We start from the raw sequence: 22558 nt of genomic DNA, 5'->3' as shown, positions 1-22558 counted from the left end.
GGCCACTGGGCAGCGCGGTCGGCGTTGTCGGACTTCACCTGTACGGTCACCACCATGGCTGCCCGTACATCTCGTTCATCCGCGAAGGACCGGCCGTCCTACCGCTGCACCGAATGCGGATGGACGACCGCCAAGTGGCTCGGCCGCTGCCCCGAATGCCAGGCCTGGGGCACGATCGAGGAGACCGGCACGCCCGCCGTACGGACGACCGCGGTCGGCCGCGTAAGCTCCGCCGCCCTCCCCATCGGCCAGGTCGACGGTCGCACGGCCACCGCCCGCTCCACCGGCGTCGACGAGTTGGACCGCGTGCTCGGCGGCGGGCTCGTGCCCGGCGCCGTCGTGCTGCTCGCGGGCGAGCCCGGTGTCGGCAAATCGACCCTGCTCCTGGACGTGGCCGCCAAGGCGGCGAGCGACGACCATCGGACGCTGTATGTCACGGCGGAGGAGTCCGCGAGCCAGGTGCGCCTGCGCGCCGACCGGATCAGTGCGCTCAGCGACCACCTCTTCCTCGCCGCCGAGACCGACCTCTCCGCCGTCCTCGGCCACCTCGACGCCGTCAAGCCGTCCCTGCTTGTCCTCGACTCCGTACAGACCGTCGCTTCGCCCGAGATCGACGGCGCGCCCGGCGGCATGGCCCAGGTCCGCGAGGTCGCGGGGGCGCTCATCCGGGCCTCCAAGGAGCGCGGCATGTCGACGCTCCTGGTCGGCCACGTCACGAAGGACGGCGCGATCGCGGGCCCGCGTCTGCTGGAGCACCTCGTCGACGTCGTGCTGTCCTTCGAGGGCGACCGGCACGCGCGCCTGCGACTCGTGCGAGGCGTCAAGAACCGTTACGGCGCGACCGACGAGGTCGGCTGTTTCGAGCTGCACGACGAGGGCATCACCGGCCTCGCCGACCCCTCGGGCCTGTTCCTCACCCGTCGCGCCGAGTCCGTCCCCGGCACCTGCCTGACGGTCACCCTCGAAGGGCGCCGCCCGCTCGTCGCCGAGGTGCAGGCGCTGACCGTCGACTCGCAGATCCCGTCCCCCCGGCGTACCACCTCGGGCCTGGAGACCTCGCGCGTGTCGATGATGCTCGCCGTGCTCGAACAGCGCGGGCGGATCACGGCGCTCGGCAAGCGCGACATCTACAGCGCGACGGTGGGCGGTGTGAAGCTCTCGGAGCCCGCCGCCGACCTCGCGATCGCGCTGGCGCTGGCCAGCGCGGCCAGCGACACCCCGCTGCCGAAGAATCTTGTGGCGATCGGCGAGGTGGGCCTCGCGGGCGAGGTCAGACGGGTCACCGGGGTCCAGCGCAGGCTGGCCGAAGCGCACCGTCTGGGCTTCACGCACGCCCTCGTACCGAGCGACCCGGGCAAGGTCCCGGCAGGCATGAACGTCATCGAAGTGGCCGACATGGGAGACGCCCTCAGGGTCCTTCCGCGCCGGTCTCGCGCACAGGCCCCCCAAGGCGACGAACAGCGCCGGTAGACTTTGCCCTGGTCTCGCCCACCCGTACGAGTACGCGAGGCGAAGTTCAGTGCCCCCAGGGCACCGCAACCCCGTGACCGGAGGAGTGCAGTGGCAGCCATCGACCGGGCAGCAGCATCCGGAAAGTCCGGCCAAGGCTCGGGCACCGAAGCGCTGATGCGCGCCTCGCTGAGCGCTGTCGCGCCCGGCAAGGGACTGCGCGACGGCCTGGAGCGCATCCTGCGCGGCAACACCGGCGGCCTCATCGTCCTCGGTATGGACAAAACCGTCGAATCCATGTGTACCGGCGGATTCGTGCTGGATGTGGAATTCACCGCGACCAGACTCCGCGAGCTGTGCAAGCTCGACGGTGCGCTCATCCTCGACAAGGACATCACCAAGATCCTCCGGGCCGGCGTCCAGCTCGTCCCGGACGCGTCCATCCCGACCGAAGAGACCGGCACCCGCCACCGCACGGCGGACCGCGTCTCCAAGCAGTGCAACTTCCCGGTCGTCTCGGTCTCCCAGTCCATGCGCCTGATCGCGCTGTACGTCGACGGGGAGCGCCGGGTCCTGGAGGAGTCCGCGACGATCCTCTCCCGGGCCAACCAGGCACTGGCCACCCTGGAGCGCTACAAGCTCCGCCTCGACGAGGTCGCGGGCACGCTGTCCGCGCTGGAGATCGAGGACCTGGTGACGGTCCGCGACGTAACGGCGGTGGCGCAGCGGCTGGAGATGGTGCGCCGTATCGCCACCGAGATCGCCGAGTACGTGGTGGAGCTCGGCACCGACGGGCGCCTCCTCTCTCTGCAGCTGGACGAGTTGATCGCGGGCGTCGAGCCGGAGCGTGAGCTGGTTGTACGGGACTACGTTCCGGAGCCGACGGCGAAGCGTTCCCGCACGGTCGACGAGGCGCTGACCGATCTGGACGCGCTGCCGCACACCGAGCTGCTCGAACTGCCGGTCGTGGCACGGGCTCTGGGCTACAGCGGCTCCCCCGAGACACTGGACGCGGCGGTCTCGCCGCGCGGTTACCGGCTGCTCGCCAAGGTCCCGCGGCTTCCCGGCGCCATCATCGAGCGGCTCGTCGAGCACTTCGGCGGCCTCCAGAAGCTGCTCGCCGCGAGCGTCGACGACCTCCAGACGGTCGACGGTGTCGGCGAGGCGCGGGCGCGGTCGGTGCGCGAGGGGCTGTCCAGACTGGCGGAGTCGTCGATCCTGGAACGCTACGTCTGACCCACCTGACACGAGAAGCGCGGTACGCCCGGACGGGGCGTACCGCGCTTCTCTTTCAGCTCCTTCAGTCCTTCTTCAGCGTGAAGGTGGCCGGCGACTTCGCGCCCGCCATCTCCAGCAGGTACGTCCCGTCGCCGACGGCCGCCGCGGGCGGCGTGGCGCACTGCGGCGCGCTCTCCTTGCGGTCCCACTCCACAGCGTGCCTGACGGTGCTGTGCGCCGGGACGCGGAACAGCAGGCTGCCGGGGCCCTCGGGGCAGTCCTTGGAGGACCACACCGTGTTGTTGTCGTCGTCGGTGATCGTCAGCACGGCGGTCTTCGGCCCGAAGTCGATCTTGCAGGCGGCCCCGGAGCGGTTCTCCGCGATCACCTCGAACTTCGGCGTCTCGCCCGGCTCGTACTCGTTCTTGATGCTGCGCAGGGACAACTCGACGGTGGACGCATTGCAGTTGGGGAGGCGGGATCCGGCTTGTACGCGCTGAGCGGCTCCGCCACCACCGCTGCCACCGCCGCTGCCCGATCCGGTGTCGCCACCGTCGCCGTCGCCGCTGTCACCCGAGCCGCCGCCGTCGCTGCCCGCGTCCGTACCGCCGTCGTCTCCGCCGCCACTGCCGCCGCCGTTGTCGCTGCCGCCGTCGTCGCTGCCGGTTTCGCCCGGCTCGTCGCGGCCGCCGGGGTCTTCACTGATGGCGGGACCGGAGGAAGCGGGGCCGGGTGTGATGGACGGTGCGGGAGTGGCGCCGCCACCGGCGTTCTTCTGCTTGCCGCCGTCGCCACCGCCGGACATGACGACCCATAGGATCACCAGCGCGAGCAGCGCCAGCACGGACAGCGCGACTGCCCTCCGGCGCCAGTAAATGGAGGAGGGAAGCGGCCCGACTGGATTGCGCATAGATCCCACGGCGCAAACTGTACGAGAGATCGGGGCGAACTCCTGCCCCACCCGCCGCTCCTGACCCCAACTTTTCACGATCATCATTCCGGATCCCTGGCATCCGTCAGGTCGTGGAAGGATCGGCGGTGCCATGACTGCGACAAGCGACACCACCGCCACCGCCCTTCACGCCCCCGTCATCGCGTGGTTCGACACGCATGCCCGTGACCTTCCCTGGCGCCGCCCCGAGGCCGGCGCCTGGGGCGTGATGGTCAGCGAGTTCATGCTCCAGCAGACGCCGGTCAGCCGTGTGCTGCCGGTGTACGAGCAGTGGCTGGCCCGCTGGCCGCGCCCCGCCGACCTGGCCGCCGACGCCCCCGGCGAAGCGGTCCGCGCCTGGGGCCGCCTCGGCTATCCGCGCCGCGCGCTGCGGCTGCACGGCGCGGCCGTGGCGATCACGGAGCGGCACGGTGGCGATGTACCGAGCGACCACGCCGAGCTCCTGGCCCTGCCCGGGGTCGGCGAGTACACGGCCGCGGCCGTCGCCTCCTTCGCGTACGGGCAGCGGCACGCGGTGCTCGACACGAATGTGCGCCGCGTCTTCGCCCGTACGGTCACCGGCGTCCAATACCCGCCGAACGCCACCACCGCCGCCGAGCGCAGGCTCGCCCGCTCCCTGCTGCCCGACGAAGAGGCGAGAGCGGCCCGTTGGGCGGCCGCCTCGATGGAGCTCGGCGCGCTGGTATGCACCGCCAAGAGCCCCGACTGCGGGAGCTGCCCGGTCTCCGGGCAGTGCGCGTGGCGGCTGGCGGGCAGGCCGGCGCACGACGGGCCGCCTCGGCGCGGTCAGACGTACGCGGGTACGGACCGTCAGGTGCGCGGCAAGCTCCTCGCCGTACTCCGGGAAGCGGCAGGGCCGGTTCCGCAGGCCGCGCTCGACGCGGTGTGGGACGAACCCGTACAGCGGGCGCGTGCGCTGGACGGGCTGGTCGCCGACGGGCTCGTCGAGCCCCTGGCCAGCGGTGTCTACCGGCTCCCCCTGGCTTGAGCACATCTCCGTTACACAACCGATGGACAGCCGTGCGCCTGCCGAGGGCTGGCCCGCACAGTGCCGTGACAACGCCTCCGTAACTTCGTCGACGTAAGCGGGACACACGGGGTTTTGCAGCGGGACGGAGGCGGTTCTAATGGCGCACGGCGAGGTGCTCGAATTCGAAGAGTACGTACGCACTCGGCAGGATGCTCTGCTGCGGAGCGCCAGGCGTCTGGTCCCCGACCCGGTGGACGCGCAGGACCTCCTCCAGACCGCGCTGGTACGGACGTACGGCCGCTGGGACGGCATTGCCGACAAGTCGCTCGCCGACGCCTACCTGCGCCGCGTAATGATCAACACGAGGACCGAGTGGTGGCGGGCCCGCAAGCTCGAAGAGGTGCCCACCGAGCAGCTGCCGGACGCCAGCGTCGAGGACGGCAGCGACCAGCGCGCCGACCGCGCGCTGCTCATGGACATACTCGGAGTGCTGGCACCGAAGCAGCGCAGCGTAGTCGTGCTGCGACACTGGGAGCAGATGAGCACCGAAGAGACGGCTGCGGCGCTCGGTATGTCGGCAGGTACGGTCAAGAGCACGCTGCACAGGGCGCTGGCACGTCTCCGGCAGGAGCTGGAGAGCCGGGAACTGGACGCACGCGCCTTCGAGCGTGCGGAGCAGGGTGACGAACGGGGGCGGGAGCGGTGCGCGGCCTAGGCAGGGGCAGCAGGTTCACGGTGGCGGCGAGTGGCACGGCAATGGCCGGCGTCGCCGCCGTCGGCCTGCTTGTAGTGGCGTGCGACGCGGGGGGTACGGGCGCGCGCGACGCGGGTCCGGCGCGGACGGATCCGGTGGTCAGGGCGACGCCCTCGGAGGGCGGCACGACGCCCCCGGCCGCCAAGCGGGTGGACCCGGTGGCGCTGATACAGGACGACCCCAAGGTCAGCGACACGGTCAAGCAGGACCTGCGGCCCTGCGTGAGGGACGAGTACCCGGTGGACACGTCGTACGGGAAGCTGACCGGCGGACCCGGAAACGACGTCGTGGTGAATGTGATGACGTGCGGGGATGCCGTGGGCGTCGGGACGTATGTGTACCGCGAGGACGGTGACAGGTACGAGAATGTCTTCGCGGCCGAGGCGCCCGCGGTGTACGCGGAGATCGACCGCGGCGACCTGGTACTGACCAAGCCGGTCTACGGGAAGAACGACCCGATGGCGTATCCCTCCGGCGAAGAAGTGATCACGTACCGCTGGTCGGGGACCAAGTTCACGGTGCACGACCAGGTGCACAACGACTTCAGCCGTTCGGTCGGCGGGGAGGGCGACGCGGGCGGCACCGAGCCCCTGCCCACACCCCCGCCGGAGAGCTGAGACGGCCGACACCGAGATCAAGACCGCGACCGCGAGAACGAGAGAGTTGAGAGCAGCGGATGGCCGAGACCCATGTCCTGTTTGTGGAGGACGACGACGTCATCCGTGAGGCCACGCAGCTTGCGCTCGAACGCGACGGTTTCGTGGTCACCGCCATGCCCGACGGGCTTTCGGGTCTGGCGGCCTTCCGCAGCAACCAGCCGGACATCGCGCTGCTCGACGTGATGGTGCCCGGGCTCGACGGTGTGAGCCTGTGCCGGCGCATCAGGGACGAATCGACCGTTCCGGTGATCATGCTGTCGGCGCGGGCCGACTCGATCGACGTCGTACTGGGCCTGGAGGCCGGGGCCGACGACTACGTGACGAAGCCGTTCGACGGTGCGGTGCTCGTCGCGCGCATCCGCGCGGTGCTGCGGCGCTTCGGTCACGCGGGCGGGCCGGCGGGCGGGGGCCACGGCGGGGACGACGGGACGGACGGCGGGCCGCTCGTCTTCGGCGACCTGGAGGTCGACAGAGAGGGCATGGAGGTCCGCAAGGGCGGCCTTCCGGTGGGGCTGACACCGACGGAGATGCGGCTGCTGCTGGAGTTCTCGTCGGCGCCCGGGACGGTCCTGTCGCGCGACAAGCTGCTGGAGCGGGTCTGGGACTACGGGTGGGGCGGGGACACCCGTGTCGTGGACGTCCACGTGCAGCGACTGCGCACCAAGATCGGCCAGGACCGCATCGAAACCGTGCGGGGCTTCGGCTACAAGTTGAAGGCGTAGAGCATGCGCCTCGCCCTGCGCACCGGCGTCCGGTGGAAGATCAGCATCGCGATCGCCGCCGTCGGCGCCCTCATCGCGGTCGCGCTGAGCCTCGTCGTGCACAACGCCGCCCGCGTCTCGATGCTCGACAACGCCCGCGACGTACAGATTGAACGGCTCCAGTTCGCGCAGCGTTGGTACGAGTCGTCCGGCGACGCCAGATTCGGCACCAAGCTCAACGACCCCGCCCTCCCCCGGGAGCTCAAGGCGAGCATGGCCAACAGCCGCCGCGCCACATTTGTCACGGACGGCCACAGCGGCGTACCCGACGTATGGGCCGCCGCCCCCCTCGAAAACGGGGACGTCCTCTCGCTGCACACCCGGTTCACCGACCGCAGCGCCGCCATCATGGACGACCTCGACCGCGCCCTGGTCATCGGCTCGGTCTCGGTCGTCTTCGGCGGCTGCGCACTCGGCGTACTGATCGGCGGCCAGCTCTCCCGGCGCCTGCGCAAGGCGGCCACGGCGGCCGGCAAGGTCGCGCAGGGCAATACGGACGTACGCGTCCGGGATGCCGTCGGCGGCGTCGTACGCGACGAGACCGACGAGCTCGCGCGCGCCGTCGACGCCATGACGGACGCCCTCCAGGAGCGGCTCGAAGCGGAACGGCGGGTCACCGCCGACATCGCGCACGAGCTGCGTACCCCCGTGACCGGGCTGCTCACTGCGGCCGAGCTGCTGCCGCCCGGCCGCCCCACCGAGCTCGTGCGGGACCGGGCTCAGGCGATGCGGACGCTCGTCGAGGACGTCCTGGAGGTGGCACGCCTCGACAGTGCGGCGGAGCGGGCCGAGCTCCAGGAGATCGCGCTGGGCGAGTTCGTCAGCCGCCGGGTCGCGCTGCTGCACCCGGACGCGGTGGTGAACGTGGTGCACGAATCATGGGTGAACACCGATCCGCGCCGCCTGGAACGCATCCTCGGCAACCTCCTCGGCAACGCCGCCAAGCACGGCAAGGCCCCCTTCGAGGTCACGGTCGAGGGCCGGGTCGTGCGGGTCCGCGACCAGGGCCCCGGTTTCCCCGAGGAGCTGCTCAAGGACGGCCCGAGCCGGTTCCGTACGGGCAGCACCGACCGGGCGGGGCACGGCCACGGCCTGGGCCTGACGATCGCGGCCGGCCAGGCGCGCGTACTCGGCGCACGCCTCACCTTCCGCAACGCCCACAAGGACGGCGGGGCGATCGCGGTGCTGTGGCTGCCCGAGCACGCGCCGACGACGACGGGGAGCTTCCCGATGGTCCGGCTGCCGGACGACGTGGCGCGGCCGCAGTAGCGGCACCGGGCCGTAGCAATCCCCATGCCTCAGCAGGCCGGGTCCATCTCTCCGTCGAAGCCGCCCGCCCGCGCCTGGGTGAACGAGAACCAGTTCCCCGAGTCGTCCCTGAAGATGGCTTCCGTGCCGTACGGCCGCTCCTGCGGCGCCTGCACGAACTCCACCCCGCGCGCCTTGAGGGTCGCGTAGTCGCCGTGGATGTCGTCGGTGGTCAGTACACCGGCTCCCAGAGCCCCCTCCGAGACCAGTCTCCGTATCGCCTCGGCGGACACGGGGTCCATGGCCGGCGGCCCGGGGACCATGAGCGTCAGCATTACGTCGGGCTGGTCCTTGGACCCGACGGTCAGCCAGCGCGTCCCGCTTTTGCCCAGGGTCATGTCCGTACGGGCTTCGAGTCCCAGCTTCTCGGTGTAGAACTCCTTGGCCCGGTCCTGGTTCAGGACCCAGACGGTGGATATGGCAAGTCCCTTGATCATGGAGAGCTCCTCGGGAGGGCGTGTCCTGCACAGTCACCGTAGGCAGCGGACGCTCACCCCGCTTCTCCAGAAGTACGCACTCCGGCCCCCGGCGCGAACGCCGGGGGCCGGAGGTCAAGGGGAGTGTCCCCAGGTCAGGTCGGTGTGGGTGGGGCGGGATCCGGTCAGGCGGATCCCTTCACCATCTCCGGCTCAGTGGCATCCGCACCCTCCGTACCCTCCTCAGCCGGCTGCGGCCCGGCTCCCCGCAGCGGCACTTCCTTCACGAAGAAGGCAGCCACGAACCCGATCACCGCGATCGCCCCGCCCAGCAGGAACGCCGCATGCGTGCCGGAGGCCACCGCGAACTGGTACGCCTCGCGCACCTGCTCAGGCAGCTTCGCCAGGCTCGCCGCGTCCAGCGTCGCCGACTGCTGGGTCACGCCGGCCCCGCCCCGTTCGGCCATCGCGTCCTGGACCCGGCTGGTGAAGAGCGCGCCCATGATCGAGACGCCGAAGGAGCTGCCGAGCGTACGGAAGAGGGTGGTCGACGAGGAGGCGACGCCCATGTCCTTCATCTCGACGCTGTTCTGCGCCACCAGCATGGTGATCTGCATCAGGAAGCCCATGCCCGCGCCGAGTACCGCCATGTAGATGCCCGAGGTCAGCCGGGGCGTCTCCGTGTCCATCTGCGCGAGCAGGAGCAGCCCGGCGACCATCAGCCCGCCGCCCAGGATCGGGAAGATCTTGTACTTGCCGTTGTTGGTGGTCATCCGGCCCGCGACGAGCGAGACGACCATCATCGACATCAGCATCGGCAGCAGGAGCAGACCGGAGTTGGTCGCCGAAGCACCCTGCACGGACTGCTGGTACAGCGGCAGGAAGAGCACCGCGCCGAACATCACGAAGCCGGTGAGGAAGCCGATCACCGACATGAGCGTGAAGTTGCGGTTGCGGAAGATGTGCAGCGGCATGATCGGCTCGGCGGCCTTGGACTCGACGAAGAGGAAGCCCGCGAGTGCGGCGACACCGACCGCGATGAGCTCCATGATGATCGTCGACGACCAGGCGTACTCCGTACCGCCCCAGGTCGTGACCAGCACGATCGCCGTGATTCCGACGGTCAGCAGCCCCGCGCCCAGATAGTCGACGCGCGCCGTCGACCGCTCCTTCTTCGGCAGGTGCAGTACGGCGGTGACCATCGCCAGGGCGATCGCGCCCAGCGGCAGGTTGATGTAGAAGCTCCAGCGCCAGCCCAGGTGGTCGGTGATGGTGCCGCCGACGAGCGGTCCGCCGATCATGGCGAGCGCCATGACGCCGGCCATCATGCCCTGGTACTTGCCGCGCTCGCGGGGCGGGATCAGGTCGCCGATGATCGCCATGACGCCGACCATCAGGCCGCCTGCGCCCAGTCCCTGAATGGCACGGAAGCCGATGAGCTGGCCCATGTCCTGGGCCATTCCGCTGAGCACGGAGCCGACGAGGAAGACGACGATCGAGGTGAGGAAGATGCCCTTGCGCCCGTAGAGGTCGCCGAGCTTCCCCCAGATCGGCGTCGAGGCGGCGGTGGCCAGGGTGTACGACGTAACGACCCAGGAGAGATGCTCCAGGCCGCCGAGCTCCCCCACGATGGTCGGCATCGCGGTGCCGATGATCATGTTGTCGAGCATGGCGAGGAGCATCGCGATCATCAGCGCGAGCAGCACCACCCGCACGCTGCGCGGCTGTGGCGCCGCTCCTTGCTCCGCTCCTTGCGCCACTCCTTGCTCCGCCGCTTGCTCGGGCGTCACCTTTTCCAGCCCCGGTTTCCCGCTCGCCCCGTTGCCCATGTTTTCCAGCTCCCCTGTTACTTACTTGCCGCCCGGCAAGTTGACTACAATGGGAAAGTAGACCCTGACTAGCCGGGCGTCAAGTAAGTTTTATTGGGAGTTCAACGTGTCCAGAGGCAACACTCGCCAGCGCATCCAGGACGTCGCGCTTGAACTCTTCGCCGAGCAGGGATACGAGAAGACCTCGCTGCGGGAGATCGCCGAGCGGCTCGATGTCACGAAGGCGGCGCTCTACTACCACTTCAAGACCAAGGAAGACATCATCGTCAGCCTCTTCCAGGACCTGACCAGGCCCATGGACGAGCTGATCGAGTGGGGGCAGAAGCAGCCGCACTCGCTCGACACGAAGAAGGAAATCCTCACCCGCTACAGCGAGGCACTGACCGCAGCCGCTCCGCTCTTCCGCTTCATGCAGGAGAACCAGGCGACGATGCGCGACCTGAGCATCGGCGAGACCTTCAAGGAGCGCATGCTCGTGATGCTCGACCTGATCAAGGAGCCGGACGCGGCACTGACCGACCAGGTCCGCTGCATCAGCGCACTCTTCACGATGCATGCGGGGATGTTCGTACTCAAGGACGTCGAAGGCGACCCCGAGGAGAAGCGCAGGGCCGTCCTCGAAGTCGCCGTCGATCTGGTGAGCCGGGCGCACGGCCAGGCTCCGGGTGTTACAGGCTGACGCCCTCGGCGCGGAGGAAGCTCACCGGGTTGATCGCGGTGCCGTAGTTCGGTGTCGTACGGACCTCGAAGTGCAGGTGCGGGCCGCTCGAATTGCCGGTGTTGCCGGAGAGCGCGATGCGCTGACCCGTCTTGACCGTCTGGCCGGGCTTCACATCGACGCGCGACAGGTGGGCGTACTGCGAGTACGTGTTGTTGTCGTGCTTGACCACGATCGCGTTGCCGTACGCCGGGCCGTCGCCGGCGCCGTTGGGACCGGACTTCACGACGGTGCCGCCGTGCACGGCCTCGACCGCGGTGCCGGTGGGCACGGCGAAGTCCTGGCCGGAGTGCTTGCTGGCCCACATGCCGCCGCCCTTGCCGTACGTCGCACTCAGCGCGTAGTGGTCGAGGGGCTGCTGCCAGGACGCGGCCTTCTTCGCCATGGCCTTCTTGGCCTTCGCCGCCTTCGCCTTGGCGTCGGCCTTGGCCTTGGCCTTGGCCTGCTCGGCGGCCTTCTTCGCGTTTACGGCCGCCTTGGCCTGCGCTTCGGCCTGCTGCTTGACGGCCGTGGCCGCGGTCCCCTCGGCGGCGAACGCCACGCCTGCCGTTCCGAGCACCATCGACGCTCCGAGTCCGGCGACCACGAGGGCGGTGCGGCGGCTACGGGCGGACGAGGAGCCGATTCGGGAGAACATGTCGCGCTTCTGCATACGGGGGGAACCTCCGGGCGTGAATGAACCCGGCTGGTCGCCGGGCTTGCTCCACCTTGGTAACCCGTGCTCCCGCCCTGCCCAAAATGGGCTATCTACTACCACGGGCCGTATGTGCGACATCTTCTTTTCGGCTCTTGACGGCCGTCTACCCCTTCCGCCAGGTGGGCATATAAGCTGCAATAAACCCCCTGTTTCCCGGTTTAAACCCAAGCCAGAGCTGATGAAACCGGCTATAAAGCCAGGTCTCGGACCCTCGCCGGTAAGCGGTCCGAAGGTCCCCCGGCCGCCGGGACGAAAGTCCCTCACCCCGGCTGGAACACATCCACTATTCGGTTTCGTAGGCCACTCGCGGCCTGTGCGCCTTGTCACCGCCAGACCCCTCGCTAGGCTGATCCACTCGGACAGCACAGGCCTCAGGGGGACGGCACGTGGATCCCGTAAGCATCGGCGCCCGGCTCGTGTCGAGCGCCGTCGCACCACTGGTCAAGAAGCTCTTCGTGAGCGAGGGCCCGGGCGCCGGGCTGGTCGACAAGCCCGTCCGGCTCGCCGGCTACGTCTCCTTCAGGGGCGAGAAGCGCACCCTGGGCGAGAACGACCTCCGCAAACTGGCCGCCGAGCTGGTCAGACAGGCCCTCCGTACGGGCGAGCGGCCGCTGCCCGCAGACGAGGAGCGGGCCGTCACCGACGCCCTGACCAGCACGCTGTACGCCCTCGGAGACCTCACCCTCAGCGACGTCGAGGCCGTCGAACTGGGCCACACCGCCCTGGCCCGCGAACTGCGCCGTGCCGACGACCGCCCGGAGCGGCAGCTGTCCAGCGACGCGACGTACTTCTACGAGCGCCTCCTCGACGCCACCTGCCTGCACATCCTGAACTTCTTCACCCAGCGGTCGACCTTCGTCGCGGCGACCCTCGTCGCACAGAGCCGCCGCCAGGCCGAGCTGATCGCGAAGGTCGACGAGCTCATCTCCCGCCGGCCGCTGCCGGGGGCGGAGGACGTGGCGTTCGAGCAGCGCTATCTGGCATACGTGGCGAAGAAGCACAGCAAGCTGACGATCTTCGGGATCGACCTCAGCAACTCACCGGGGAAGTGGCCGCTGGACGCGGCGTATCTCAGCCTGGAGGCGACGGCCGTCGGCCCCATCCGCGGGGACACGACGGTCCAGACGCTCCGGGACTACGTCGGCGGGATCGGCGGCGGCTCCCGCCTGATGTCCGGCAGCCTCGACACCGTCTTCGAACCGCGCCCCGCCGACCAGGCACTCGCCGAACACGACCGCGTCCTGCTCCGCGGCGAGGCCGGCTCGGGCAAGACCACGCTCGTCCAGTGGCTCGCCGTCTCCGCCGCCCGCCAGGACCTCGACGACCGCATGGCGTACCTCTACGACCGCATCCCCTTCGTCCTGCCCCTGCGCACCCTGACCCGCCACGGCGAGCGCCTCCCCGCCCCCAGGGACTTCCTGGCCGCTGTCGGCTCGCCGCTCGCCGGGGAGCAGCCCGCCGGCTGGGAGACCCGCGTACTGAACGCCCGCCGCGGCCTGGTCCTCGTCGACGGCATCGACGAGATCCCGGATGCCGAGCGCTCCCGTACCCGTGGCTGGCTGAGCGACCTCATCGACGCGTACCCCGGCAACCGCTGGCTGGTCACGTCCCGCCCCTCGGCCGTACGGGAGGACTGGCTCGGCGACGAGGACTTCACCGAGCTCGCCCTGTCCCCCATGCGGCCCGCCGACGTCGCGGCCTTCATCAAGCGCTGGCACAGCGCGGCCCGTACCGGCTCCGAGGACGAGGACACCGCCCTCCTCGCCTACGAGAAGCAGCTGCTCGAAGCGGTGCGCGCCAAGCCGGACCTGGGGCGGCTCGCGACCAACCCGCTGATGTGCGGGATGATCTGCGCGCTGCACCGCGACCGCCACGGCTTCCTGCCGCACGGCCGCAAGGACCTCTATACGGCGGCCCTCTCGATGCTGCTCGTACGCCGCGACCGCGAGCGCAACATGGGGCTGCCGGAGCTCCGCGAGGAACCGCAGATCCAGCTGCTGCAGCGGCTCGCGTACTGGCTGATCCGCAACGGCCGCACCGAAATGGACCGTTCGCGGGCGGAGAGCATCATCGCGGACGCACTGCCCGCACTGCCCGAAGTGGCCGAGCTCGGTGAGGCGAAGGCGGTGTTCGACCACTTCCTGCACCGCAGCGGGCTGCTGCGCGAACAGGCCCCCGGAACCGTCGACTTCATCCACCGCACCTTCCAGGACTTCCTCGGCGCGAGGGCGGCCGTCGAGGAGGGCGACTTCGGGATGCTCGTACGCCATGCCGCGAACGACCAGTGGGAGGACGTGATCCGGATGGCGGTCGCCCACGCGCGACCGCGCGAGCGCGTGGAGTTCTTCGGCGACCTCCTCTCGTACGGCGACGAGAATCCGGACGACGCCGCACGGACCCGCGTCCACCTCCTGGCGGCGGCCTGCCTCGAAGACGCCACCGAGCTCTCCCTCGCCGTACGCCAGGAGGTCGAACGCCGCACGGAGGCCCTCATTCCACCGCGCAGCGCCGAGGCGGCCCGCGAACTGGCAGCGGTCGGCCCGATGATCCTGGACCTGCTCGACGGACCGGAGCGGCTCGACGAGGAGGCCGCCGAGCATGTCGTCATCGCCGCGTCCCATGTGGCGTCGGAGCGAGCAATTCCGTTCCTCGCCCGCTTCTGCGGGCATCAGGCGGAACGGGTCCGCGCGCAGCTCATCTGGTCCTGGGACCGGTTCCACACCCAGCAGTACGCCGCCGAGGTCATCTCCCGGATCGACCCGACCGGCCTGTACTTCACCGCCCGGACGGACGAACAACTCGACGCCCTGCGCACCCTCGGCCCCCGGCCGATGCTCGACGCGAGAGGCCCCATCTCGCCGTCCGCGCTGCGCGCCTACACAGACGCGGCGGAGCTCACCAGGGCCAGGATCCGCGAGAATCCCGACCTGCGGGACGTGTCGTTCCTGCGCGGCCAGAGCGGTCTCACCCATCTGACCGTCGCGGGCTGCCCCCGGCTGACGAACCTCACCGGGATCTGCCGCCTCCCTCTGCGCACGGCCGTACTGGACATGGCCCCGGGCGCCGACCTGGGCGCCCTGTCGAGGATGGACCGGCTGGAAATCCTCACCCTGGGCGGAGGGCTTGCCTGGTCCACGTCCGATCTCCCTGCCCGGGCGCCGCTGAGGACGCTCGACCTCGTCGACATGGTCCGCCCGGAGGACGGCCTCCGGGGCCTCGGCAGGCACAGCGCCCTGAAGGACGTCTCGCTCGGCCCTGCGAGCAGTCCCCGGAGCGCGGAGGAGTGGGCCGTCATCAGCCGGCTCCCCCGGATAAGCGCCTTGCGCGTGAGCGGGGAATCGCTCGCGCTGGCTCCCTTCTCGGGCAGCCTGGCGAACGTGGAGCGGCTCACGCTCCTCGGCCCGTTCTCCCAGTCGGCGCTCGACATGGTGCCCGAACTGTTTCCCAGCCTCACCTCACTGATGGTCAGCGGTCCCACGGACGAGTGCGATGTCGCGTCGCTGGCTGCCCTTACCTCGCTCCAGTACATCGAGCTGTTCTCGCTCACGGCCGTCCGGGGCGTCGAGCAGCTCCCCGGGCGGGTCAGGGTCCTGGGGCGGAGACGGGGCTTCACCGGCTGACAGTTGACGCCGCGTCAGCCGTCGGCGCAGGCGTCCTTCCGACGAGCGCCTCCGTCAGGGATGCTCCTGTGCCATGAGTAGACCTGTGATTCGACCTGTGATTCGCGCGAAGCGCCGTACGCACGTCTGGGTCTGGCCCGTGGCCGTAGGCCTCGCCTGCACACTCACCTGGAGCTCACCCGCCGGAGCCGGCCCCTCCGACACCGGCATCAAGGGCGCCATCGACACGATCCTCACCGACCCCCGCCTCGACGGCGGAGCCGCAGGCGTCGTGGTCGCCGACGCGGCCACCGGCGAGACCCTCTACCAGCGCGACGGCGCCGACCGCCTGATGCCGGCGTCGAACACCAAACTGCCCACGTCCATCGCCGCCATGGCCCTGCTGGGCCCCGAGTACCGCTACCGCACGGACGTCCTGACCACCGGCAGCCGACAGGGCTCCGTACTCGTCGGTGACCTGTATCTGCGCGGCACCGGCGACCCCACCATGCTCGCCGAGGACTACGAGCAACTTGCCGCCACCGTCGCCGAGTCCGGCATCAAGCGCGTCACCGGCCGCCTCATCGCCGACGACACCCGCTTCGACACCCAGCGCCTCGGCCGCTCATGGGCCGCCGACGACGAGTCCGCGTACTACTCGGCGCAGATCTCCGCGCTCACCGTCGCCCCCGACACCGACTACGACTCGGGCACGGTCGTCGTCACGGCGTCCCCCGGCGCGAATCCGGGCGACCGCCCGGTCACCACCCTCACGCCGCGCACCGACTACGTCGACATCGACGTCCGCGCCACCACGGTCCCGGCCGGGCAGCCCGACACCCTCACCGTCGAACGCGAACACGGCTCCAACACCATCGCCGTCACCGGCAACATCCCCGTCGGCGCGAACCCCACCAAGGAGTGGATCAGCGTCTGGGAGCCGACCGGCTACGCCGCAGAGGTCTTCTCCGACGCCCTGAGGGCCCACGGCGTACGCATCACACGCCCCACGAGCCACGGCCGCCCCACCCCCGGCAACGCCAAGCCCCTCGCAACCCACACATCCATGCCCCTGAAAGAGCTCATGCGGCCCTTCATGAAGCTGTCGAACAACATGCACGCCGAGGCCCTCACCAAGACCATCGGCTACGAGACGGGCGGCAAAGGCACCTGGAACGCCGGCCTCGCCGCCATCGCCACCCAGCTCACCAAGGAAGGCGTGGACGCCTCCAAGCTCCGCCAGGTGGACGGCTCCGGCCTCTCCCGCATGAACAACATCTCCGCCGCCCAGCTCGCCAAGCTCCTCCTGTCCGTACGCACCGCCCCCTGGTACGCCGACTGGTACGCCTCCCTCCCCGTCGCCTGCAACCCGGACCGCGCCATCGGCGGCACCCTCCGCTCCCGCATGTGCAACACCCCCGCCGCCCTCAATACCCGAGCCAAAACCGGCTCCCTGACCGGCGCCTCCGCCCTGTCCGGGTACGTCACGGACGCGGGCGGCCGCGAGCTCGTCTACAGCATCGTCCTGAACAACTACCTGGCCTCCTCGGTGAAGAGCATCGAGGACGCGATCGTGATCACCCTCGCGAAGTCCACCAAGACCGACACCCAGCTCGTACGCCCCAGCCTCCAGCGAAACGCCACCCCCGCCGGCGACCTCGAATGCTCCTGGCGCAAGCCGGCCCGCTGCTGAAGGCTGAAGGCTGAAGCCGACGCGGACAGGCCGACAGGGCCGACAGGGCCGACAGGCGGACAGCAAAAGGGGCTGCCCCGGAACCCATACGGTTCCGGGGCAGCCCCTTCAGGCGCTCAGAGCGCTGTTACGCGTCCTTCGACAGGTTCGGGCCGGTGCTGCCGCCCGCTGCCTGCTCGATGGGGGGAACGTCGGGGAGTGCCGACTTCTCCTCGCCGCGGAAGGTGAACGCCCTCGCGTCGCCCTCGCCCTCGACGTCGACGACCACGATGTGGCCGGGACGCAGCTCGCCGAAGAGGATCTTCTCGGACAGGATGTCCTCGATCTCCCGCTGGATCGTCCGGCGCAGCGGCCGGGCGCCCATGACCGGGTCGTAACCCCTCTTCGCGAGCAGCGACTTGGCTTCCGAGCTGAGCTCGATGCCCATGTCGCGGTCCTTCAGGCGCTCGTCCACCTTGGCGAGCATGAGGTCGACGATCTGGATGATGTCGTCCTCGGTGAGCTGGTGGAAGACGACTGTGTCGTCGACACGGTTGAGGAACTCGGGGCGGAAGTGCTGCTTGAGCTCTTCGTTGACCTTGTTCTTCATCCGCTCGTAGCCGGTCTTGACGTCGCCCTGAGCCGCGAAGCCCAGGTTGAAGCCCTTGGAGATGTCCCGGGTCCCGAGGTTGGTCGTCATGATGATGACCGTGTTCTTGAAGTCCACGACGCGGCCCTGGGAGTCGGTCAGACGACCGTCCTCAAGGATCTGCAGAAGGGAATTGAAGATATCGGGGTGGGCCTTCTCGACCTCGTCGAAGAGGACGACGGAGAACGGCTTCCGGCGGACCTTCTCGGTGAGCTGTCCGCCCTCTTCGTAACCCACGTAACCGGGGGGAGAACCGAAGAGACGGGAAACCGTGTGCTTCTCGCTGAACTCCGACATGTCGAGGGAGATCAGTGCGTCCTCGTCGCCGAAGAGGAATTCGGCGAGCGTCTTGGAGAGCTCCGTCTTACCGACACCGGACGGGCCGGCGAAGATGAACGAGCCACCGGGGCGCTTCGGGTCCTTCAGACCGGCTCGCGTACGGCGGATCGCCTGCGAGAGGGCCTTGATGGCGTCCTTCTGGCCGATGACGCGCTTGTGGAGCTCGTCCTCCATGCGCAGCAGGCGGGAAGACTCTTCCTCGGTGAGCTTGAAGACCGGGATGCCCGTGGCCGTGGCCAGGACCTCGGCGATCAGTTCCTCGTCCACCTCGGCGACGACGTCCATGTCGCCGGCCTTCCATTCCTTCTCGCGCTTGGCCTTGGCCGCAAGGAGCTGCTTCTCCTTGTCGCGCAGCGAAGCCGCCTTCTCGAAGTCCTGCGAGTCGATCGCGGATTCCTTGTCCCTGCGGACACCGGCGATCTTCTCGTCGAACTCGCGGAGGTCCGGCGGTGCGGTCATCCGGCGGATTCGCATCCGGGAGCCGGCCTCGTCGATCAGGTCGATCGCCTTGTCCGGCAGGAAGCGGTCGGAGATGTAGCGGTCGGCCAGAGTGGCTGCCGCGACAAGCGCCGAGTCCGTGATGGACACACGGTGGTGCGCCTCGTAGCGGTCGCGCAGGCCCTTGAGGATCTCGATCGTGTGGGGGAGGGAAGGCTCCGCCACCTGGATCGGCTGGAAGCGGCGCTCCAGCGCGGCGTCCTTCTCAAGGTGCTTGCGGTACTCGTCGAGCGTGGTCGCACCGATGGTCTGAAGCTCACCACGGGCGAGCATCGGCTTCAGGATCGAGGCCGCATCGATCGCGCCCTCGGCGGCGCCCGCACCCACAAGGGTGTGGAGCTCGTCGATGAACAGGATGATGTCGCCGCGAGTGCGGATCTCCTTCAGGACCTTCTTCAGGCGCTCCTCGAAGTCACCGCGGTAGCGGGAACCGGCGACGAGCGCACCGAGGTCGAGGGTGTAGAGGTGCTTGTCCTTGAGGGTCTCGGGCACCTCGCCCTTGACGATGGCCTGAGCCAGCCCCTCGACGACCGCCGTCTTTCCGACGCCGGGCTCGCCGATGAGAACCGGGTTGTTCTTGGTACGACGGGACAGCACCTGCATGACCCGCTCGATCTCCTTCTCGCGCCCGATGACCGGGTCGAGCTTGGATTCGCGGGCGGCCTGAGTCAGGTTGCGGCCGAACTGGTCCAGGACGAGAGAGGTCGAGGGCGTGCCCTCGGCCGGGCCGCCGGCAGCGGCGGTCTCCTTGCCCTGGTAACCGGAGAGCAGCTGGATGACCTGCTGCCGCACCCGGTTCAGATCGGCGCCCAGCTTCACGAGGACCTGGGCGGCGACGCCCTCCCCCTCGCGGATCAGGCCGAGCAGGATGTGCTCGGTACCGATGTAGTTGTGGCCGAGCTGAAGAGCCTCCCGGAGCGACAGCTCCAGGACCTTCTTGGCACGGGGAGTGAAGGGGATGTGGCCGGACGGGGCCTGCTGCCCCTGACCGATGATCTCCTCCACCTGCTGGCGGACCGCCTCGAGCGAAATCCCGAGGCTCTCCAGGGCCTTAGCGGCGACACCCTCACCCTCGTGGATAAGGCCCAGGAGGATGTGCTCGGTGCCGATGTAGTTGTGGTTGAGCATCCGGGCTTCTTCCTGAGCCAGGACGACAACCCGCCGCGCGCGGTCGGTGAACCTCTCGAACATCGTTAATCGCTCCTCAGAGCGGTCGGGCAGTGAGGGGTCGGTCCCCTCCCAGTCCTTCCGCATGCTAGTCCCGTGGGACGGGACAGCTCATTCCAACTGCCGACATCCGTCCGGATCACCCCGCCCTTGCGGGGAAACCTCACTGCCGGAACAGCTGTCTACTGCTCCAACCTGATGGTGCGAGACGATGTTCCCGCAGGCCAAGCAGATACCCGTTCATTCAGTACGCCGATGGCGAACGTGAGACGGCTCGACCAGCGTGTCGCCCCTTCCCACTAGGAATGTCTTACCCGCAAGCACTGACACTCCATGCAGCGCACACCGGTTCCCTCCGCTACGGGCGAACATCCTTGCGCGACCGAATACGCTCGCACGCCCTCCGAGCATCAACAGAGCGCAGTCATGTGCATACGAAGCGTAACTCGCGAAGTGTTTCCGGAGTTGGTCCGGACATGGCGACCCCCCCGAGTCAGGTCCCGCTCCCGCGCACGCCGATGCCGTTCGCGAACGGCATCGCGCAGTCGATCGCGCAGTGGTACGAGCACGAGCTCGGCTGGGCCACGGCGAACTGGGCCACGGCGGAGGGACTTCCGGCGCAGGGCCCGGTGCAGCTTCTGACGGGCCTGCGCTTCGACGTACTGGAACTGCCGTCCGACGCGGGATTTGCCGTCCTGCGGCGCCTGAGCGGCCTCACAGGGCCCGTTGCGCTCCTCGGGCGGCGCATGCGGCTGCTGGTCGCCGCGGGGAGCGCAGAGGAGCTGCCCGGGCTCCTCGACTGGCTGGAGTGGGGCGGCGTCGCCCTGGATCTGCGCGCGATCGGGGCGGGCGGGCGGATGGCCGCGCCCACACCGCCCGGATGGACAAGCTCGCAGGGGGCCGCCATGTGGCTGCGACCCCCCGAGCCGCGGCACGAGGTCGAGCCGATGCTGCCGGCATTCGCCGGACTCGGGTGCTGTGCGGAAACACCCGATCTCGTACGACTCGTGGGCACGGCGGCAACTGAATGCCACCGGGCCCGGTTGTTGCACTCGAATTTCGCTGACGCGAATGCTCAGCCGTTGGCCTTCTCGTAGGCCTCACGGATGTCTGCCGGGACGCGGCCACGGTCATTCACGTTGTAACCGTTCGCCTTGGCCCACTTACGGATCTCGGCGGTGTTCTGGTTGCCACCAGCGGCAGCGCGCGCCTTGCCGCGGCCGGAAGCCGCGCGGCCGCCGGTGCGTCGGCCGCTCTTGGCGTACGGGTCGAGCAGACCACGGAGCTTGTCCGCGTTCGCGGTGGTGAGGTCGATCTCGTAGGTCTTGCCATCCAGAGCGAACGTCACCGTCTCGTCCGCCTCGCCGCCGTCGAGGTCATCGACAAGAAGGACCTGAACCTTCTGTGCCACCGGATTTCCTTTCATCGAAAATGCAGTACGCGGAAAGGAAACCGCTTTTCTCTGGAAAACACAAACCCCCGGTCGAGGTTCAGTACCTCATCAACACGGGAAACGTGCGCGTTTCGGACATAGGGTGTTCCAACGGCTTCAGAAGATCACAGGTGCAGAAGCATCCGGCTGTTGCCCAAGGTGTTCGGCTTCACCCGTTCGAGACCGAGGAACTCCGCTACACCCTCGTCATAGGAACGCAGGAGCTCGCTGTAGACATCTCCGTCGACAGGAGCCTCACCGATCTCCACGAAGCCGTGCTTGATGAAGAACTCGACTTCGAAGGTGAGACAGAAAACCCGGCGCACACCGAGCCAGCGCGCTGTCTGGAGCAGCTGGCCAAGCACTTGATGCCCGACTCCGGCGCCCTTGAAGGCCGGATCGACCGCGAGAGTTCGTACTTCCGCGAGGTCTTCCCACATCACATGCAGAGCGCCGCAGCCGACAACGGCCGCGTCCTCGTCGCGTTCGGCGACCCAGAACTCCTGGATGTCCTCGTAAAGCGTCACGTTCGCTTTGTCGAGCAGGATCCGCTTCTGTGCGTACGTGTCCACAAGGTTGCGGATCGTTGGCACATCACTGGTCCTTGCCCGCCGTACGGTGATGGCTTTTGCAGCGGCATTGGGAAGCGCGGGAGGCTCTGAGGGCATACCGCGACGCTATCGCTCCGTGTCGTCCGCGCTCTCGTCGCCCTCTGCGGAAGATGCGCCCTCTGCGGGAGATGCGGCATCGGCGGGATCGGTGCGCTGACCGACGACACGCATCGCGTCCTCCAGAGCATCGCGCTGTTCCGCCGACATCATGCCGAAGAAGGCGACCAGGGCCGCTGCTGGGTTGTCACTCGTGGACCAGGCTTCGTTCATCAGTGCGGCCGAGTATGCGGCGCGAGTGGAGACCGCCGTATATCGATAGGCGCGGCCCTCGACTTCCCTGCGCACCCAGCCCTTCTGATGGAGATTGTCCATTACGGTCATGACCGTCGTGTAGGCGATGGACCGTTCCTTCTGAAGGTCTTCCAGGACTTCCCGGACGGTGACCGGTCGGTTCCACTGCCACACGCGCGTCATGACGGCGTCTTCCAGCTCTCCCAATTGGCGAGGCACAGCGCCACCATAGTGGGAGATTTCCAGTAATGGCAGGTATTTGCGCAGCAAAAAGGGCGTACGGCTCGGAATGAGTCGTACGCCCTCACGCAGCGCCTTCGCGAGCCTCACAGCAAGCCGCGTCGTGAGCCTGTCGTGAGCCTCGCGAAGAGAGTGCCGTCAGGCCTGGCCCGCCTCGGGCGTCCGGGTCTGCTGCGCCGACTCGGCGCGGGAGAGGGCGGCGTCCACGGCCGCGTCTTCCTTGGCCTTGTTGGAGCCACCCTGCGACTTGACGATCGTCGTGACCAGGGCGATGAAGAACACGGCCATCACCACGGGGGGCAGAAGCGCGGAAACGTAGTCCATGCCGT

At 68.8% G+C, this 22558-nt stretch carries 20 protein-coding genes; 11 read left to right on the top strand and 9 right to left on the bottom strand.

Annotated features, from left to right (window positions below):
- Positions 1-54 precede the first annotated feature (54 nt).
- A complete protein-coding gene (gene radA / locus PXH83_RS16785; RefSeq protein ID WP_274561198.1) occupies positions 55-1470 on the top strand; it encodes a DNA repair protein RadA in 1416 nt (471 codons plus the stop codon).
- A gap of 90 nt (positions 1471-1560) precedes the next feature.
- Complete coding sequence (disA, locus tag PXH83_RS16780; RefSeq protein ID WP_214920830.1) at positions 1561-2685, top strand: DNA integrity scanning diadenylate cyclase DisA; 1125 nt, start codon at positions 1561-1563, stop codon at positions 2683-2685.
- Between the two features lie 64 nt (positions 2686-2749).
- Here disA and PXH83_RS16775 read toward each other — a convergent pair whose 3' ends face one another.
- Positions 2750-3586, bottom strand: coding sequence for a hypothetical protein (locus tag PXH83_RS16775; protein ID WP_274561194.1), 837 nt, complete (start codon positions 3584-3586; stop codon positions 2750-2752).
- A gap of 124 nt (positions 3587-3710) precedes the next feature.
- On the opposite strand from PXH83_RS16775, the gene PXH83_RS16770 reads away from it, so the two are divergent.
- The 5 genes from PXH83_RS16770 (at position 3711) to cseC (ending at position 8032) form a co-directional block, all read left to right on the top strand.
- Positions 3711-4607, top strand: coding sequence for an HhH-GPD family protein (locus tag PXH83_RS16770; protein ID WP_274561192.1), 897 nt, complete (start codon positions 3711-3713; stop codon positions 4605-4607).
- A gap of 139 nt (positions 4608-4746) precedes the next feature.
- Positions 4747-5304 carry a SigE family RNA polymerase sigma factor gene (locus tag PXH83_RS16765; protein WP_214920833.1) on the top strand — a complete coding sequence of 186 codons (558 nt, stop codon included), beginning with the start codon at positions 4747-4749 and terminating at the stop codon, positions 5302-5304.
- A gap of 41 nt (positions 5305-5345) precedes the next feature.
- Positions 5346-5960, top strand: a complete 615-nt coding sequence (locus PXH83_RS16760; protein WP_274561188.1) for a hypothetical protein — start codon at positions 5346-5348, stop codon at positions 5958-5960.
- Positions 5961-6019: 59 nt separating this feature from the next.
- Positions 6020-6724, top strand: a complete 705-nt coding sequence (cseB, locus tag PXH83_RS16755) for a two-component system response regulator CseB (RefSeq protein ID WP_274561187.1) — start codon at positions 6020-6022, stop codon at positions 6722-6724.
- 3 nt (positions 6725-6727) lie between these two features.
- Positions 6728-8032 carry a two-component system sensor histidine kinase CseC gene (cseC, locus tag PXH83_RS16750; RefSeq protein WP_274561186.1) on the top strand — a complete coding sequence of 435 codons (1305 nt, stop codon included), beginning with the start codon at positions 6728-6730 and terminating at the stop codon, positions 8030-8032.
- Positions 8033-8061: 29 nt separating this feature from the next.
- Here the strand turns inward: cseC and PXH83_RS16745 are convergent, their stop codons facing one another.
- Both PXH83_RS16745 and PXH83_RS16740 read right to left on the bottom strand, forming a co-directional pair.
- Positions 8062-8508: a VOC family protein gene (locus PXH83_RS16745; protein WP_274561185.1), complete on the bottom strand. Its 447-nt coding sequence runs from the start codon at positions 8506-8508 to the stop codon at positions 8062-8064.
- Positions 8509-8672: 164 nt separating this feature from the next.
- Entirely contained in the window at positions 8673-10247 is a 1575-nt protein-coding gene (locus PXH83_RS16740) for an MDR family MFS transporter (RefSeq protein WP_476691299.1), read from the bottom strand.
- A gap of 175 nt (positions 10248-10422) precedes the next feature.
- Between PXH83_RS16740 and PXH83_RS16735 the strand changes: the two genes are divergently transcribed.
- Positions 10423-10995 carry a TetR/AcrR family transcriptional regulator gene (locus PXH83_RS16735; RefSeq protein WP_274561183.1) on the top strand — a complete coding sequence of 191 codons (573 nt, stop codon included), beginning with the start codon at positions 10423-10425 and terminating at the stop codon, positions 10993-10995.
- Here PXH83_RS16735 and PXH83_RS16730 read toward each other — a convergent pair.
- On the bottom strand, positions 10985-11686 hold the full coding sequence (locus PXH83_RS16730; RefSeq protein WP_274561182.1) for a M23 family metallopeptidase: 702 nt from the start codon (positions 11684-11686) through the stop codon (positions 10985-10987). The genes PXH83_RS16735 and PXH83_RS16730 overlap by 11 nt on opposite strands.
- A 431-nt stretch (positions 11687-12117) precedes the next feature.
- Here PXH83_RS16730 and PXH83_RS16725 point away from each other — a divergent pair, with 431 nt between their 5' ends.
- Together PXH83_RS16725 and dacB are read left to right on the top strand one after the other, a co-directional pair.
- A complete protein-coding gene (locus PXH83_RS16725; RefSeq protein WP_274561181.1) occupies positions 12118-15351 on the top strand; it encodes an NACHT domain-containing protein in 3234 nt (1077 codons plus the stop codon).
- A gap of 73 nt (positions 15352-15424) precedes the next feature.
- Positions 15425-17023 carry a D-alanyl-D-alanine carboxypeptidase/D-alanyl-D-alanine endopeptidase gene (gene dacB, locus PXH83_RS16720; RefSeq protein ID WP_274561180.1) on the top strand — a complete coding sequence of 533 codons (1599 nt, stop codon included), beginning with the start codon at positions 15425-15427 and terminating at the stop codon, positions 17021-17023.
- Positions 17024-17150: 127 nt separating this feature from the next.
- Here dacB and PXH83_RS16715 read toward each other — a convergent pair whose 3' ends face one another.
- Positions 17151-19679 carry an ATP-dependent Clp protease ATP-binding subunit gene (locus tag PXH83_RS16715; RefSeq protein WP_274561179.1) on the bottom strand — a complete coding sequence of 843 codons (2529 nt, stop codon included), beginning with the start codon at positions 19677-19679 and terminating at the stop codon, positions 17151-17153.
- 452 nt (positions 19680-20131) lie between these two features.
- On the opposite strand from PXH83_RS16715, the gene PXH83_RS16710 reads away from it, so the two are divergent.
- Complete coding sequence (locus tag PXH83_RS16710) at positions 20132-20752, top strand: SCO3374 family protein (RefSeq protein ID WP_274561178.1); 621 nt, start codon at positions 20132-20134, stop codon at positions 20750-20752.
- Here the strand turns inward: PXH83_RS16710 and PXH83_RS16705 are convergent.
- From PXH83_RS16705 to PXH83_RS16690, 4 genes are all read right to left on the bottom strand, one after another.
- Positions 20731-21066: a histone-like nucleoid-structuring protein Lsr2 gene (locus PXH83_RS16705; RefSeq protein WP_274561177.1), complete on the bottom strand. Its 336-nt coding sequence runs from the start codon at positions 21064-21066 to the stop codon at positions 20731-20733. The two genes, PXH83_RS16710 and PXH83_RS16705, sit on opposite strands and share 22 nt — an antisense overlap.
- A 146-nt stretch (positions 21067-21212) precedes the next feature.
- Positions 21213-21755 (bottom strand): amino-acid N-acetyltransferase, encoded by a 543-nt coding sequence (locus PXH83_RS16700; protein ID WP_274561176.1) that lies wholly within the window; start codon positions 21753-21755, stop codon positions 21213-21215.
- Between the two features lie 9 nt (positions 21756-21764).
- A complete protein-coding gene (locus tag PXH83_RS16695; protein ID WP_274561175.1) occupies positions 21765-22208 on the bottom strand; it encodes a BlaI/MecI/CopY family transcriptional regulator in 444 nt (147 codons plus the stop codon).
- A 159-nt stretch (positions 22209-22367) separates the two neighbouring features.
- The gene (locus tag PXH83_RS16690) at positions 22368-22553 is read right to left on the bottom strand and encodes a hypothetical protein (protein WP_214920845.1); all 186 of its coding nucleotides are present in this window, start codon (positions 22551-22553) and stop codon (positions 22368-22370) included.
- Between the last annotated feature and the right edge of the window lie 5 nt (positions 22554-22558).

The sequence above is a fragment of the Streptomyces spiramyceticus genome (genome assembly GCF_028807635.1).
Lineage (GTDB): Bacteria > Actinomycetota > Actinomycetes > Streptomycetales > Streptomycetaceae > Streptomyces > Streptomyces spiramyceticus.
This window is presented reverse-complemented; position numbering and strand designations above follow the sequence as displayed.

Bases quoted from the DNA above. Each gene is read 5' to 3' on its own strand.
- PXH83_RS16730 (WP_274561182.1), bottom strand. From the start codon at position 11,686: ATGCAGAAGCGCGACATGTTCTCCCGAATCGGCTCCTCGTCCGCCCGT.
- PXH83_RS16770 (WP_274561192.1), top strand. From the start codon at position 3,711: ATGACTGCGACAAGCGACACCACCGCCACCGCCCTTCACGCCCCCGTC.
- PXH83_RS16700 (WP_274561176.1), bottom strand. From the start codon at position 21,755: ATGCCCTCAGAGCCTCCCGCGCTTCCCAATGCCGCTGCAAAAGCCATC.
- PXH83_RS16690 (WP_214920845.1), bottom strand. From the start codon at position 22,553: ATGGACTACGTTTCCGCGCTTCTGCCCCCCGTGGTGATGGCCGTGTTC.
- cseC (WP_274561186.1), top strand. From the start codon at position 6,728: ATGCGCCTCGCCCTGCGCACCGGCGTCCGGTGGAAGATCAGCATCGCG.
- PXH83_RS16715 (WP_274561179.1), bottom strand. From the start codon at position 19,679: ATGTTCGAGAGGTTCACCGACCGCGCGCGGCGGGTTGTCGTCCTGGCT.
- PXH83_RS16760 (WP_274561188.1), top strand. From the start codon at position 5,346: ATGGCCGGCGTCGCCGCCGTCGGCCTGCTTGTAGTGGCGTGCGACGCG.
- PXH83_RS16765 (WP_214920833.1), top strand. From the start codon at position 4,747: ATGGCGCACGGCGAGGTGCTCGAATTCGAAGAGTACGTACGCACTCGG.
- PXH83_RS16745 (WP_274561185.1), bottom strand. From the start codon at position 8,508: ATGATCAAGGGACTTGCCATATCCACCGTCTGGGTCCTGAACCAGGAC.
- cseB (WP_274561187.1), top strand. From the start codon at position 6,020: ATGGCCGAGACCCATGTCCTGTTTGTGGAGGACGACGACGTCATCCGT.
- PXH83_RS16710 (WP_274561178.1), top strand. From the start codon at position 20,132: ATGGCGACCCCCCCGAGTCAGGTCCCGCTCCCGCGCACGCCGATGCCG.
- radA (WP_274561198.1), top strand. From the start codon at position 55: ATGGCTGCCCGTACATCTCGTTCATCCGCGAAGGACCGGCCGTCCTAC.
- dacB (WP_274561180.1), top strand. From the start codon at position 15,425: ATGAGTAGACCTGTGATTCGACCTGTGATTCGCGCGAAGCGCCGTACG.